14 protein-coding genes are annotated in these 14332 nt (G+C 45.6%); 1 reads left to right on the forward strand and 13 read right to left on the reverse strand.

Going from position 1 to position 14332, the window contains the following annotated elements; all coding sequences use genetic code 11:
* Positions 1 to 94: 94 nt before the first annotated feature.
* From PATL_RS21200 to PATL_RS21235, 8 genes are all read right to left on the reverse strand, one after another.
* Positions 95 to 1450 (reverse strand): DUF2254 domain-containing protein, encoded by a 1356-nt coding sequence (locus PATL_RS21200; protein WP_011576829.1) that lies wholly within the window; start codon positions 1448 to 1450, stop codon positions 95 to 97.
* 105 nt (positions 1451 to 1555) lie between these two features.
* Positions 1556 to 1735 carry a hypothetical protein gene (locus PATL_RS21205; protein ID WP_041714140.1) on the reverse strand — a complete coding sequence of 60 codons (180 nt, stop codon included), beginning with the start codon at positions 1733 to 1735 and terminating at the stop codon, positions 1556 to 1558.
* A 177-nt stretch (positions 1736 to 1912) separates the two neighbouring features.
* Positions 1913 to 2107, reverse strand: a complete 195-nt coding sequence (locus PATL_RS21210; protein ID WP_006991545.1) for a hypothetical protein — start codon at positions 2105 to 2107, stop codon at positions 1913 to 1915.
* Positions 2108 to 2153: 46 nt separating this feature from the next.
* A complete protein-coding gene (locus PATL_RS22575; RefSeq protein ID WP_006991544.1) occupies positions 2154 to 2330 on the reverse strand; it encodes a DUF1328 domain-containing protein in 177 nt (58 codons plus the stop codon).
* A 217-nt stretch (positions 2331 to 2547) separates the two neighbouring features.
* Positions 2548 to 3525 carry an endonuclease/exonuclease/phosphatase family protein gene (locus PATL_RS21220; protein ID WP_011576830.1) on the reverse strand — a complete coding sequence of 326 codons (978 nt, stop codon included), beginning with the start codon at positions 3523 to 3525 and terminating at the stop codon, positions 2548 to 2550.
* A 61-nt stretch (positions 3526 to 3586) separates the two neighbouring features.
* Positions 3587 to 4717 (reverse strand): DUF748 domain-containing protein, encoded by a 1131-nt coding sequence (locus tag PATL_RS21225; RefSeq protein ID WP_011576831.1) that lies wholly within the window; start codon positions 4715 to 4717, stop codon positions 3587 to 3589.
* Between the two features lie 121 nt (positions 4718 to 4838).
* Complete coding sequence (locus PATL_RS22580) at positions 4839 to 4997, reverse strand: YqaE/Pmp3 family membrane protein (protein ID WP_011576832.1); 159 nt, start codon at positions 4995 to 4997, stop codon at positions 4839 to 4841.
* A 121-nt stretch (positions 4998 to 5118) separates the two neighbouring features.
* Positions 5119 to 6081, reverse strand: a complete 963-nt coding sequence (locus PATL_RS21235; RefSeq protein WP_011576833.1) for a YihY/virulence factor BrkB family protein — start codon at positions 6079 to 6081, stop codon at positions 5119 to 5121.
* A gap of 110 nt (positions 6082 to 6191) precedes the next feature.
* Between PATL_RS21235 and PATL_RS21240 the strand changes: the two genes are divergently transcribed.
* Positions 6192 to 7346, forward strand: coding sequence for a mechanosensitive ion channel family protein (locus PATL_RS21240; RefSeq protein ID WP_011576834.1), 1155 nt, complete (start codon positions 6192 to 6194; stop codon positions 7344 to 7346).
* A gap of 22 nt (positions 7347 to 7368) precedes the next feature.
* On the opposite strand, the gene PATL_RS21245 is transcribed toward PATL_RS21240, so the two are convergent.
* The 5 genes from PATL_RS21245 to putP all read right to left on the reverse strand — a co-directional run bounded on the left by PATL_RS21245 (position 7369) and on the right by putP (position 14162).
* On the reverse strand, positions 7369 to 8556 hold the full coding sequence (locus tag PATL_RS21245; RefSeq protein ID WP_041714141.1) for an MFS transporter: 1188 nt from the start codon (positions 8554 to 8556) through the stop codon (positions 7369 to 7371).
* Positions 8557 to 8620: 64 nt separating this feature from the next.
* Positions 8621 to 10039: a Na+/H+ antiporter NhaA gene (gene nhaA, locus PATL_RS21250; RefSeq protein ID WP_011576836.1), complete on the reverse strand. Its 1419-nt coding sequence runs from the start codon at positions 10037 to 10039 to the stop codon at positions 8621 to 8623.
* 267 nt (positions 10040 to 10306) lie between these two features.
* The gene (locus PATL_RS21255) at positions 10307 to 11554 is read right to left on the reverse strand and encodes a glutamate-5-semialdehyde dehydrogenase (RefSeq protein ID WP_041714142.1); all 1248 of its coding nucleotides are present in this window, start codon (positions 11552 to 11554) and stop codon (positions 10307 to 10309) included.
* Positions 11551 to 12657: a glutamate 5-kinase gene (proB, locus tag PATL_RS21260; protein WP_006991535.1), complete on the reverse strand. Its 1107-nt coding sequence runs from the start codon at positions 12655 to 12657 to the stop codon at positions 11551 to 11553. The genes PATL_RS21255 and proB overlap by 4 nt, the downstream gene beginning before the upstream one ends.
* Before the next feature lie 11 nt (positions 12658 to 12668).
* Positions 12669 to 14162, reverse strand: a complete 1494-nt coding sequence (putP, locus tag PATL_RS21265; RefSeq protein WP_011576838.1) for a sodium/proline symporter PutP — start codon at positions 14160 to 14162, stop codon at positions 12669 to 12671.
* Between the last annotated feature and the right edge of the window lie 170 nt (positions 14163 to 14332).

Genomic DNA, 14332 nt, shown 5'->3' on the forward strand with positions numbered 1-14332 from the left:
AAATATTTTCAACGCTATTTGCAGCCGTTACTGACTGCCTGTCACTACGCTTTGCTGATCGTTGCAACGCTTTACTGATCGTTGCAAGACTCTGTTAGCTGCTGTCACTGTCTAGGTGGCGCTTTATATCATCTAGGCGGCGCTTTATATCCAACCAGTCATGCTCAGCTAGTTGTGAGCTGCTCTGTATTTGTTCAATCATAGCGGCCTGTTGGCGAACGAACTGTTTATGCTCGGGGCTACGGCTAAAACGCAAAATACTGCTTAAGCCTTCCAATAAACGAATGGTGACCGCTAGGCTGTCTTTCGAATATTGGCGGATCTGATTAAACGCCGCTTCACCCAACCCAGTGAAAGCCACGGGCTTGCATTGAAGTCGAGTTATGCCGTGGTCGTCTTCGTAGATAGTTGGCGGAAAGGGTTTGTCGGTGAGTGTGCACAGCACAGCGCTAAGCTTGTCTACCACGGTTACAGCTGAATACGGGTCGTTAATGCCAGGTGATAAGGCGCGAACGGCAATCTCAACCAATTGACGGATTGCAAACTCCACGTCCTGTACTGGGGTGCGATGAGAGCCTAAACGCACTAATTCGGTAATCTTGCTAGGTTGGCAAGAAAGCGTAGCACCATTAAAATAAGCGATGGCGATCACAGAGCCTCGCATTACAAAATCCCCTGGCATGTAATGTACGCTCAGCGCCATATCACTGTTTTCACTCAAGGCTCGTAGCTGGTCTATGTCCAAGGTTTGTACATATCCGCTGCTCGTCGATTCAATAGCTTGGCTATTAGGGTAAATCTGGTCGAATTCTGGTGCTGAGTCGACACGCTGTTCTGCAGTCGTATCAGCCTCGTCTGGCTCTTCAATTTTCGGGAATAAGCGTTCAATAATGTCGTTAAGTTCGCGATAGACGTTATCAATGACGTTATCTGCCTGAATTGCGCTAGCTACGTGATGAATGAAATAAATCAACACCCCTACTCCAACGATTGCGAGTAACACGGAGGTAAGAATGCTGATGCCAGGCACGAATTCTTGTTGCTCAAAAGACTTGGTGGCCTGAATAATCAGTAAACAATAAATAAACGTAGACAGGAAGAAGCCCAAAACGCATTGGGTACCCGTGTCCATCATAAAATTACGAATAAGCCGAGGGCCGAACTGTGAAGAAGCTAAGGTCAGCGCCACAACCGTGATGGAAAACGCAATACTAGTGACCGTTATCATGGCGGTAGCTATGGTGGTTAACAAAGCTCGGGCTGATTCGGGAGTGGTCTGATAAAAATCAGCGAGTATATCTAGCTCACTGTCAGCGCCGAAACGATCGAAAGCGAGACCTGCTTGGGATAAGCCAATGGCAATAAGCGCCATAATTGATGGCACAAACCAAAAGCTGGTACGGATGGTTTCCCATAGCGTGATGATCCGTGTGTTCATATGTACTGACATCCAGTGTGTACCTATTTTGATAAGAGATTACTTAGTGCGGACCAGAGCCACCGTTATAAAACTCATGCGACTGCAGGTGCTCTGGCTACACTCAAACGCCAGCGGTTAGTGGTTGTTTGTATTTTTCTTTTTTGCTGCGACCATTGCTGCACCTAAGGCTACGACCACGAAAAGCCCAAATGCGATAAAAAACGTAGTAAGAAAACCGCCGCTCATGGCACCCGACAAAGCAACGATGGCACCGACCGCAATAATTAAAAATACGATAGTGATTTGCATCAACATTTTGCACACTCCTAGGCTGATGTAGCCTGTAGTTGAACAACCTCTGTCGCGCCTTCGCCAATTGAGCTTCACATTTAGGTGTAACGTTCGGTGAGGTCGTTGTATTAGTATAAGCATTAAAAAAGGGGTGCAAGCACCCCTTTCCATTAAATCAATTTGTTCGTCTACCTGAGTAGATTAACAATCGTTGTCTTCAGCGCCTGCGCCTTCTTTTACATCTTCACACGCATCTTCGATTGCGTTGCCTGTGTCAGTCATCATTTCGTCGACTTTCTCACCTGCATTCTCAGCATTGTTGTCATTACACGCTGTCACCAAAGTAAGTGAACTGAAAACCATGGCTAAAAGAGTAAATTTTTTAAGTAAGTTCATAATGAATCTCCGTATCGTTAGTTATAAGTAAATGTGTTTTGTATATCTAGACTTTAGGGCCTTTACCGCGAATAGCGTTTGCTACCAACGATAGTACCAATAGCACTAGAAATACAAAGAAAATGATTTTTGCAATTCCTGCAGCCGTTCCAGCTATACCGCCGAAACCCATTACACCAGCTAAGATTGCGATAATTAAAAACGTTAATGCCCAACCTAACATAGTAATCTCCTTAGTATTCAATACTGTATTCGAATCTGAATGTCGAATCAGTTAATGCGCTAATCGTGCCACACTAATAAAAAACCTTAACCAACTGATTTATAATCACTTTTGAATTAACATTAAAAAAGAAATCATTTGATATGTAACTAAAAGTTGAAATATTTACAATTCGAAAAGGAACAAGTTTCCGAACTTGAACTCGCCTCTGAGGGTTTTATTTGAGGCAGAGTTCGGTCAGCAGCGGAAAGTGATCAGAGCCTATTTCTGGTAAACGCGACAAATTCACCAGCTCAAAGTCTTCGCTGTGAAAAACATGGTCTAAAGGCCAGCGCGCTAAAACATGCTGCGCATGAAATGTGTTAAAGGCCCCTCGACCAATGCGCGGGTCGCACATACCACTTACGCGCAAAAATGCTTGCGTGGTGGGTGACCATGCCACGTCGTTTAGATCTCCGCTGACGATCACTGGTAAAGCATTTTCGCTATCGGTGTTAGCTATTTCCTTAGCTAGGCCAAGTAACTCTCTGTCTCGTTCAGTGGCTTCTTCATTTTCTGTTGGGCTTGGAGGTGCTGGATGCACAAAGTGGCAACGTATTTTCTCGCCGCTTTCTAAAGTCGCAATGCAGTGCACTGAGGGCACGCCTTTTTCTACTCGCTCAGCGGTTTTAATGTCACTCAGAGGCAAGCGGCTAAACACATGCATGCCGTAAAGGTTTTCTAGCGGGAAATTCACCCGATAGGGGTAATCATCATGTAGTGGTGACAAAGCATCTTGCCACCACTGATTAGTTTCAAGCGTGACTAAGATATGTGGCTTTTCTTGATCCACCAGCTTGAGAAGCTTGGGGGCATCATGGTTTGTCATTAATACGTTTGAATTAATGATCTTAATACTGCGCTTCGGGTCCGCAGAGTCATTCATTGGGACCATGGGTTGCACAATTGGCGTGTAGGGCAAAATCCAATGAATTTGATAAGCCAGCGCAACAAAATTCGTCACCAGCATACCAGCCATATATGACAGGTTTTGGTGATAGAAGCCGCCGATCACCAGCAGGTTAATAATCAGCAACACCGCTATTTGTAATCTGGGAAATTCCCAGACGCGTACAATCCAGTGATCACTGGGTAAAAGTGGCAGGAACGTTAGCAGTACTAAAAAACTGGTTGAAATTATCAAGGTTGTAAACATCTTCGCTCTCGGTTTTAGTCATTGGCTATCAGTAGAACCAGGTTGTTTTTAACCTAGACATTCAGGTTGTAGTGTAAGCAAACAGTCGCTTGGGTATATCTTTTTGTGTTGTTGATGCAGGTAGAGACACAACTTTATCAACTTTGATATCAAGTGACTTAATGAATGCATTTTTAATAATAGCCCCTATTGCAGGCCAAAGCGGGGTTTGAATATCATCTATCTTGCCCTCTAAAGGCACACGAGTGGCAATAAGGTCTTTCTTACCGCCCTCAAACAGCTCAGCGATACCGCCAGTGGCGGCCTCAAACAACCACTGAAATGGGTTGTCGCCATCTTTAACTACGTCTTCTTGCCAGTCAAACACCGATAAATCATACACCCCAGCCTTTACGTAGCCGCTAACATCCCCCTGCTTGGAAGCAAACTCCATTGCAAAATCAATTTGCCCTGCTTCTAAGTCAAAGGGGGAATAAAAGCTGATGAGGTGGTCGATGTGTTTAACCGGTAAACGCTGCATTTCCACATCTACATTAAAAGTCGGCTTGGCCGCGTAAGGATCGTAAGAGCCCGAAACCGCTAATGGGCAGACCCCAGCAATTTCTGCATCTAGCGCGAGGTGTGTTACCAATGAGCCAGAACGCTGCTTACTGTTCGTTAAGTTGGTAATTTGGCCGTGTACATCCGTGATTTCGGTCAAGGTCTTGCGCTTAGCACTTATGGTTTCAAACATGAGGCGACCGTCAATAATATCAATCCGGTCAATGGAAAAGGGCACAAGGCGATTTGCTAGTGTTATCCAAGTTTGCTCGTTTTGCACATCTTGATTAATTTTTTCCTCTTGCTGTACATCATCTGCGTAGTAAAACTGGGGTTTTAGAAAAGTCATTTCAGAGACGATGTTGCCGCGAAGCAGCGCAGACCAAAGCACAGAAATATCGAGTTGCTGAATACTAATTAGCGGCTTTTGTAGGTCACCATCCACTAGATTGAGTTCGATGTTTTCAACTTGATACGCGCCGCGGTAGAGTGCGATGTCCACGTCACCCACTTGACCGCTCAGCCCTGGAGTGGTCCTGATGGCATAATTTACTCCTTTTTGTACTGCGTAAGGGGCAACCAGTCTTAGCGCGACCAAGATGACCGCTAAGCTGATTAGGGTTATCGCAGTTTTACGCCGACGATGTGCCATTTTCCGCTCCGAGATACAAAGTAATCACCCGCTGGACGCGGGTGATTAGGATTAATTGGGGTAGAATTTACACACCTAAGGGGCATTTTTACAGCTTGCCTTCTTAGGTTATGTAGATGGTTTAACGTCTAGCGATAATCCAAACCGCATGAATGATACCTGGGATGTAGCCCAACAACGTCAACAGTATGTTCAACCAGAACGCGCCGCCTAGGCCTACTTGAAGGAACACACCTAGAGGTGGTAGTAAAATAGCAATCAGTATTCTTATTAAATCCATAATAACGCTCCTGTTTCATCAATATGCTTGTGGTTAAAAGTAAATAACGTGTACTTAATGATTAAGTAGGCAATTAGCGTTCCTACTTTCTAAAAGTAGCAAATATAAATTGTGTATAGCGCTAATCTTCTTTTTCTTTTAAATCATCTGGGCGAGTATCCGCGACATGGGCCCCTCTGTTACCTTGGGCTTTGTCGTGACCGTGGGTACTGTCTTTTTCAGTCTGATGCTCCATGGCAGCATTAAACTCTGCCCCCAGTAAAATGATATAGGCCGTTAGATAGAACCACATTAACAGGACCACTACACTGCCAAGAGAGCCATACATTTTGTCGTATTGGCCAAACTGCCCAAGATAGAATGAAAACGCGAATGAAAAGGCAACCCACAATGTGCTGGCCAATAAAGACCCGGGGGTGACCCAGCGCCACTTAGCGGTGCTTCGGTGAGGGCCATAGCGATAAAAAGCGGAAAGCGCTAAATTAAATACCAGTGCTAAGAAAGGCCAAGTTAGCCACTGCACCAGTATGCTGGCGTAATGATGCAGGCCCACATACGAGAATAAAATGGGCAAGACCGCAATGGTAAAAAGCGCAGCTACAAGTAACATGACTGCGCTGGCAGTTAATAATACACGCATCACGAGCATCATTAAAAAGCCACGATTTTGGTTCTGCCCATAGGTGATATTGCATGCGGTTACCATCGCTTGGGCGCCCTTACTCGCACTCCACACCGCAAATAGAGTACTGAACACCACCCCCGTACTTAATGCAGTATTTGATTTGCTCATGATGCGTTCAACTTGCTGCGAAATAATTTGCCGACCTTGGTCCGGCACGACCCCTATAAGTTGGTTCAAATGCTGTTGCAGTTCATCCGGCGAGACCAGCAAGCCATATATCGATATAAAAGCCACCAATAATGGAAATACTGCCAGCAAGAAATAGAAACCGACCCCTGCGGCAATCAAAGATAGGTTGTCATCGAGCATTTTTTTCACGGTACGACGTAAAATATCCCACCATCCAGAAAATGGAATTTGACTTGGGCTGGTTGCTGTTTCTCCACGATTAATGCTCACGGGCATATCCTTTAGTTATTTTGTACACTGAAATCGGCGTGGCACCTATCTTGCCTCACACTTAATTCGAACTTCATGCTCTATGCGCATTAGAAACTGTCAGGTGGCATATGCACTTAATTATTCGCTCTTGTAAAAACGCCGTTGTTGTTATGTCATTATTATTGACCTATGCCATATTCGTGCCCGCCGTCTTCGCTCAGGAAAATACAACTGAAGAGCCTCTAATGACGCAGCCGTTGGATGTATGGGCAGATGTCACTCATTTGTGGCACAACGTTGTGATGGCGTTACCTATGCTCACGCTGGGGTTGGTATTCTTTATTATTTGTTATGCCCTCGCGAGGCCCGTATCTACTTTGCTTGTAAGGCCTATCGGATACGTAAGTCAGAGTGAATTGATTAGGCTTGTGACGCGGCGCACTATCAGCCTGCTAATTATTTTACTTGGTCTGTATGTATTCTTAAGATTTGCAGGCTTAAGTGAATTTGCTATCGCGATTGTCAGCGGCACGGGAGTCATGGGCTTAATTCTTGGGTTCGCGTTTCGTGATATCGCGGAGAACTTTATTTCGAGTTTGCTGCTAAGCGTGCAAAAGCCCTTTAAAATTGACGATGTCATTGAGGTACAGGGGCAGTTAGGGATTGTAAAGCAAGTAACAGCAAGGGCGACGACTTTAGTCGACTTCGATGGTAATCACATTCAAATTCCCAATGCGACTATTTATAAAAATATTATACGTAATCTCACTGCCAACCCGAAAATGCGAGGCAAGTTCACTATCGGTATTGGATATGATTCCAGTATTTTGGAGGCTCAACAATTGGCCACAAAGGTGCTTAGCTCGCAACCTACCATTTTACAAGACCCCGAGCCTCAAGTATTGGTAGACGAATTAGGCTCATCTACGGTGAACCTAAAGGTCTATTTTTGGATCGATGCTCAGCAATATAGCCTGCTTAAAGTGTCTTCAATGTTAATGCGCTTAATCATGCGCGAATTTGAAAGAAACAATATCAGTATGCCAGACGATGCGCGTGAGATAATCTTCCCTCAAGGTGTGCCAGTTCATCAAATATCATCACAGGAGAGTGGCTTGACTGATGAACCTCAAGCCTTACGCTCTTTGCCCGTTAACAAAGAAGCCATTGAGCAAGATAGCGATGCCATCGAGCATCAAGATGATTTAAGCAGCGACACCCATGACATACGCGAGCAAGCAAAGCAGGCTCGTGATCCAGAGCAAGGGCAAAACATTCTTTGAGCGAGTCGCGAAATCGCTCGCGCTACTTCTCTTTTTTAAGCCAGTAGCTTTGAGCAAGACCAAGGATCAAAAAGCCTGTCATCAAAGCAATAATGTGTTCATTTATCATCGGGTAAACCACAGCATAAAAACCGCCAAAAGCGAGCAACACATAACCGACAACCGTATTGGCGGTCGCAACATATTGGGTGCGGGTATCGCCGTTGGCAATATCCAGCAAGTAGGTTTTGCGCGCCGTTCTAACTCCTGCGTATCCCACCGAGAGCAAAAAGAATAAACCAACGTTGAGCCAAAGCGAACCCATCTGGTAGCAAAAATAGAACACTCCGCCTGCTACCACACATATCACACTGGCAATACGTATAGTCAGCACTGCACTTTTGTCTGACCATGAACCCCAGACATAGGAAGATAAAAACGCGGCTAATGAGCTGGCCGCGATAAAATAAGGTAGCTGAAAGGTATCGTCTTGACTTGTGGTGATGCTAACGAAGAATGGGGCTATTAAAGCGCTATGCAGTAATAAACAACGGCTAATGATTAAGTGCACTAATGCAGCGTCCCCTTTCAGGGTTTGCAAAAAAGAGTCCCCGCCGCGATCACTTTCTGATTTGACCTCAGCGTTTAACGCCAACGATAAGGGTAGCGTTGCGATAAACAATATGCTGGCGAACCCCACGATAAACAGCAACCAAACTTGTTCAAACTGCTCTTTACCTAGAATGAGTGCCCCGGCGCTGAGCAAAGACAACAAGCCAGAAATTCCGCTGGCTATCCCTACTAATTTGCCCCGGCGACCCTTTTCGATTAACACGCCCTCCATATCTTTCATGGTCAACGAACATAGAGCACGCCCCAGACTGAGTATCACCAACAAAATGAGAATAGCGGAGCCAGCGTAAAAAGCATCTAACATCGCCACTGCCGGCACCATGCCCAGTATCGCCAATGCTTGCACCAACACACCCACACGCCATACGTGTTGGCGTTTAACGTAGCGTTCGATTCGATGCTTTAGCGGCCACTGGGGAATTAGTGAGCCAGATTCTCGAATGGGGACTAACAGAGAAATCATCCAACTCGGTGCACCTATGCTAGTGAGCACCCAAGGTAAGGTAGTTTTAGCGGATATGAGAATATCCGCCAGTTTGGTCATTGTCGATATAACAACCAAGCGCAAAAAGGCATTAACATTGCTGTTCTGACTCAAAGTTGAACCCTTGATAGGCGAATAACAGTAAGCTCAGTATGTTTAGAACCTTTTTTAAGATCAACTACTCTTGGTCAGTCTGCGGTAAGCCTGCCTTGTTATGCCGCTCGTCTTTAGGCTCTTCGTGCACTTTATGCTTTATCATTAGAAATAAAGTCGTACCGATTATGGCCGCTATGACGGAGCCGGCCAAGATACCCAATTTGGCTTGCGCCAATAATTCAGGATGACCAGCAAAGCCCAGTGATGCAATAAATAATGACATAGTAAAGCCCACCCCGGCTAAGCATGCCAGTGCGAAAACATGTCCAAATGCTAACCCATTAGGCAAGCGAGAGAAGCCACTTTTAACAGCTATCCAAGCAAACACACTAATGCCAATCACTTTCCCTAGTACCATAGCGCTGGCAACCCCAATAAAGACCACCGAGTCGAATATTTTGCTGAGGTCATCAGGTAGTGCCACCCCTGCGTTAATAAACGCAAAAATGGGCAGAATGATCAAGCTGACCGGCCGATTTAGCACATGCCCCCAGCGTTGTATTGGTGTGGTTGTCATGGCGGCAATATCTTGAGCTTGCTCTACTAATTCATGCTGATCTTGCTGCTCTAAAATGGATTTATCCTTGCGGTCATTTTTCTCAAAACGATTTAATACACTACGCATATTAGTAGCAAACCAAGTACTTTGCGCGTAGGGCTTTGTAGGGACAGCTAGCGCAGCCAAAATACCTGCTGCGGTTGCATGTACACCTGATTGCAACACAAACCACCACAGCAGAATGCCCCCAACGAGGTAAAAAATAGGCCGACGAAAACCGAGTACATTTAACGCGAACAGGCCGCCTAACGTCAGGCCCGCATACATGAGGGAGGTTAGGTGTATGTTTTCAGTGTAAAACAAGCCAATGACGGCTACTGCGCCCATGTCATCTACAATCGCTAAAGCTGACAAGGTTACCGCTGCCGAGCGCGGTGCTTTACTGCCAAGTAATGCCAGAATGCCCAATGCAAAGGCAGTATCAGTGGCCATGGGTATTCCCCAACCACGCAACGCTTCGTCCACTCCGGTTAGCGCAACCCCAGCGTAAATGCCAGCGGGGAGCAACATACCGCCAATTGCCATGGCGATAACAAGACTTGAGTCACGAAAATCTTTTAGATCCCCCACCAAGCATTCGTATTTGATCTCTAAGCCAAGCAAGAAGAAGAACAACACCATTAAGCCGTCATTCACCCATGTATGCAGGGAATGACTAATGGCAAAATCCCCCAAGGAGATACTAAATGCCATGTGACTTATCTCTTCGTAGCCTTCATGCCACTGTGAGTTTGCAATCACCATGGCGGCAATAGCGGCTAGCAGTAAAGTGATACTGGCAGTCGCTTGGCTTTTAAAAAACTGCTCGAACGAGCAAATGAAGTGATTAAACTTTCGCTCTAAGGGGGCCAGTTCGCGATCTTTGTCTTGAAGCTGATTCATGGTCGTCACTCTTATGTAGGCATAAGCCATAGGTGAGTGTCGTGACCATGCGCATCGCTCAATGAAAACCATACGTGGGTTATCAAATAAACATACAAAAATGGAGTTAACACTTGCGTGTTAACTCCATTGAATAGTCTTAATCGATTGCTGTTTAGCATGCCACGGCACTCAAAATTCAATGAATACCGAGTGACAATGCAGGAACCTAGCCAACCTCAGGTGAGGCACTCAAGGGGCTTATTTCCTAAACCGAAAAGGAAGTTTTTAGGCGCGAACTTGACCAGTGCCACTGACTAAGTATTTCTCAGCCGTCAATGACTCAAGCCCCATTGGCCCATAAGCATGTAACTTAGTCGTTGCTATGCCTATTTCAGCACCAAGCCCTAGCTCACTGCCATCCGAGAAGCGAGAAGATGCATTTACCATGACTACTGACGCATCAACACTGCGCTGAAAACGCTTGGCCGTTATCTCATTAGCAGTACAGATAACCTCTGTGTGGTGGCTGCCGAAGCGGGTAATGTGTTCAAATGCTGCGTCTAAGTCATCGACGATGCCTACCGCAATTTCGAGATCCAGGTATTCTTCACCGAACTCATCATCTTGAATGACCTTGGCGTTATCAAAATAGCTTGCTGCTTGCGCGCTTGCGTTAATTTTGACCTCTTTACTGTGTAAGGCAGCTGCAGCCAATGGTAAGAACTGCTCAGCAATGTCTTTGTGCACAATCAGACCTTCAAGTGCATTACATACGCCTGTGCGATGTGTCTTACCGTTTACCAACAAATCGATGGCAGTTTGTAAATCTGCGTCTTTGTCTATGTAAAGATGACACACACCTTTGAAATGTTGAATAACCGGTATTTTACTGTTGTCGGTCACGTGGCGGATTAAACCTTCACCACCGCGCGGAATAATCACATCGATATAGTCACTTTGCTGCATCAATTCCATCATCAGTTCACGGTCAGGATCAGGTACAACTGTGATAAGTTCAACGGGTAAGCTGTGCTTTTGCAACACATCTTGTAAAATCGCGGCAATGGCTTTGCTACTGCCTAGGGCTTCTTTACCGCCTCGCAAAATAACCCCGTTCCCTGATTTAAAACATAAGGCGCCTGCGTCTGCTGTTACATTTGGACGTGCTTCATAAATCATGCATACCACGCCTAGTGGAATACGCATTTTGCTGATTTTCAAGCCGTTAGGGCGCTCGCCAATGATCCGCTCTTGTCCTGCAGGGTCTGGTAAAGAGACGATGGTTTCAATGCCTGCGGCCATACTTTCTACGCGCTCTTCATTTAAGGTGAGGCGGTCGATCATAGCGGCGCCTAAGCCGTCTTTTTCTGCTTGCGCTAAATCCATCTTGTTGGCCGCGTATATAACGTCTGCGTTAGTACGCAATGCATCCGCCATGTCCTGTAAAACTTGGTTTTTGGTTTTTTCGTCTAATACTGCCAATACTTTTGCCGCTTTCGCTGCCTTTTGTGCTAATTCTTTAATCATGCTTATTGTTTCTCCAATACAGCGATATTCTTTTTCGAGATGATAGGACCTGTTCTATTTTGGAATTCATCGGCAAATTCACGATCATCCTGGTCCGCAATGAAACTCAACAAACAACTGCTGTAGTTCGAACGCGCTTTCGCTATGCGCGTCCCGTCATCTTTTCTCAATAAAATGGTGTCTCCCACTGAGAAATTACCGTTTACTTCGACAATCTCATCACTGGTGAGTTGTTCACCCTCTAATGCAAAAGTGGTGTCAAAGTCGTTATCGACTACCACTTCACCTTGTTCTGACGCGGTATGCGTCATCCAATGCACATTTTCCTGCATGGGTTTGGCGTAAGGCCTAAAATGCGTGCCCGGGTTTTTGCCTTCAAGTAAGGTATTGAAGGTGGTTGCCTTAAATCCATTGACAATGAAGGTGTCGATACCATGAGAAGTGGCTTTTTCAGCTGCTTCGATTTTGGTTTTCATTCCACCTGTTCCCACAGCACTCGTCGCGCCGCCGCCCATGGCAAAAATGCGGCTGTCAATTGTTGTGACTTCAGGTAGTAATACCGCATCATCATGGGTATTGGGGTTTTTGTCATACAATCCGTCGACGTCTGAGCAAATGATAAGTGCATCAGCATCAGCTGAGGCTGCTACCATGGCTGACAAGTTATCGTTGTCGCCCACTTTTAAGTCATCCGTGGTGACGGTGTCGTTTTCGTTAATAATCGGCAGTACACCGTTATTTAAAAGCGTAAACGTTGTCTCACGAATACTCACGTAACGCTCACGGTCACGTAGGTCACCATGGGTTAATAGAATTTGTGCGGTTGGGAAGTCAAACAGTCTGTCCCACGTGGCCATCATTTCAGTTTGACCGGCTGCGGCCATGGCTTTTTTCAAAGCGATATCTACATTGTCCGTTTCGGGGAACAAATGCGAACCTGCTGCCACTGACCCTGATGATACCAGTACAACCTGAACGCCATTGGCTCTTAGGCGCACAATAAATTGCGCGATACTGAGCAAGTAATGACTGCTACACCCTTTACGGTGTGGCGCTATTAGCGCGCTGCCTACTTTTATTACAACGCGTTTCCATTGTGAAAGATCCATTGAATGTTTCCTTAATTTGAATGTTGTTTGGCTAAAACCTGATTGGTTTCGTCGAACATAGCCGCTGTGGCTTTACTTGGTTTTTCACCAAACTGACTCACCAGCCAGATAACAGCAGCACTTACAATAAAGCCTGGGACAATTTCGTACATCACGCTGGAAAGCGTTTGTCCGTTGGGTAGCAGTGGCACATAAATCCAAACCAACACGGTTACAGCACCGGATACGATGCCTGCTACAGCAGCTTTGTGGGTTAAATTTGCTTTGTACAAGCAAAACAACACTAACGGTCCGAATGCGGCGCCAAAGCCGGCCCACGCATTGCTGACCAATGATAAAATACTATTGTTACTATCCAGTGATAGTAACAAGGCGACGATTGCTACACCTGCAACGCCATAGCGTCCCATTTTTACAGTTTGCTCATCGCTGACTTCATTGCCCGCTTTGAGGCGGTAGATGTCTTCGGTCAAAGAACTGGCTGATACCAGCAATTGCGAAGAAATGGTGCTCATGATAGCCGCTAAAATCGCAGCTAATAGGAAGCCACTGATCAACGGGTGAAATAGCAATTCTGAGAAAATGATGAAGATAGTTTCAGGGTCATCCACTGCTAAGTTAAATTTATTAGCATACGCAACGCCAACCAAGCCAGTAGACAGGGCGCCTGTAATAGTGACCGTCATCCAACTCATGCCAATATTACGTGCCGTTTTAACCGCAGGCACCGAGCGAATAGCCATGAATCGCACAATAATATGCGGCTGACCAAAATACCCCAATCCCCACGCTAAACTAGACACCAAACCAAGAGCGGTTATATCACTCATCGACTGAGTGAATGTCGGGATCGACTGATACGCAAAGTCGAGCATTTCGTTACTACTGGTAAAATGTTGGTATGCAACAATGGGCACTAAAGCCAAAGCAACGAACATAATACAGCCCTGAACAAAATCGGTTAGCGATACCGCCAAGAAGCCACCCAGCAGAGTGTAAGACACCACAACGCCTAAGGTAATAAATAGCCCAAGTTGGTAATCTAAACCGAAAGCAGATTCAAATAACTTGCCCCCAGCAACCAAGCCCGCAGAGGTATAGAGAGTGAAAAACATCACAATGATCACCGCAGAAATGATTCGGATACTACTTGTCTTATTGTTGAAGCGCTTGGCGAAAAACTCAGGAATAGTCAGAGCGTCATTAGCAACCTCGGTGTAAACCCGTAATTTCGGGGCAACCAAAATATAGTTAGCCAGCGCGCCGACTAACAAGCCAATAGCAATAAACATGCTATCAAACCCGCTAACGAACATGGCTCCAGGAAGCCCCATAAGCATCCAGCCACTCATGTCTGATGCCCCTGCAGAAAGTGCAGTGACTTGAGGGCTGACTTGGCGGCCACCTAAGATATAGCCAGACATATCACTAGTCGAACGGCGATAAGCGAACACACCTATCCCCAGCATAGCGATAAAATATACTGCTAAAGAAATGTAACTCATATTGTATTAATTAATGGCTTGTGGAAGTTTGGCTTTTTGTGCGAGCGCGAGATTGGTTGTGGGTAGCAAGAACGAGAAGAGAAGCGCAGGTTAATAACCAAAAGCTCGTTTTATGAAAAATAACGTTTATAAATAAAGTGGCAGGTTTAGTAAGCGTACTACCGATCGCT

It is taken from the genome of Paraglaciecola sp. T6c (assembly GCF_000014225.1).
Classification (GTDB): Bacteria; Pseudomonadota; Gammaproteobacteria; order Enterobacterales; family Alteromonadaceae; genus Paraglaciecola; species Paraglaciecola atlantica_A.

Coding starts and splice junctions, on each gene's coding strand:
- PATL_RS21200 (WP_011576829.1), bottom strand. CDS start 1,450: ATGTCAGTACATATGAACACACGGATCATCACGCTATGGGAAACCATC.
- PATL_RS21205 (WP_041714140.1), bottom strand. CDS start 1,735: ATGTTGATGCAAATCACTATCGTATTTTTAATTATTGCGGTCGGTGCC.
- PATL_RS21210 (WP_006991545.1), bottom strand. CDS start 2,107: ATGAACTTACTTAAAAAATTTACTCTTTTAGCCATGGTTTTCAGTTCA.
- PATL_RS22575 (WP_006991544.1), bottom strand. CDS start 2,330: ATGTTAGGTTGGGCATTAACGTTTTTAATTATCGCAATCTTAGCTGGT.
- PATL_RS21220 (WP_011576830.1), bottom strand. CDS start 3,525: ATGTTTACAACCTTGATAATTTCAACCAGTTTTTTAGTACTGCTAACG.
- PATL_RS21225 (WP_011576831.1), bottom strand. CDS start 4,717: ATGGCACATCGTCGGCGTAAAACTGCGATAACCCTAATCAGCTTAGCG.
- PATL_RS22580 (WP_011576832.1), bottom strand. CDS start 4,997: ATGGATTTAATAAGAATACTGATTGCTATTTTACTACCACCTCTAGGT.
- PATL_RS21240 (WP_011576834.1), top strand. CDS start 6,192: ATGCACTTAATTATTCGCTCTTGTAAAAACGCCGTTGTTGTTATGTCA.
- nhaA (WP_011576836.1), bottom strand. CDS start 10,039: ATGAATCAGCTTCAAGACAAAGATCGCGAACTGGCCCCCTTAGAGCGA.
- proB (WP_006991535.1), bottom strand. CDS start 12,657: ATGGATCTTTCACAATGGAAACGCGTTGTAATAAAAGTAGGCAGCGCG.
- putP (WP_011576838.1), bottom strand. CDS start 14,162: ATGAGTTACATTTCTTTAGCAGTATATTTTATCGCTATGCTGGGGATA.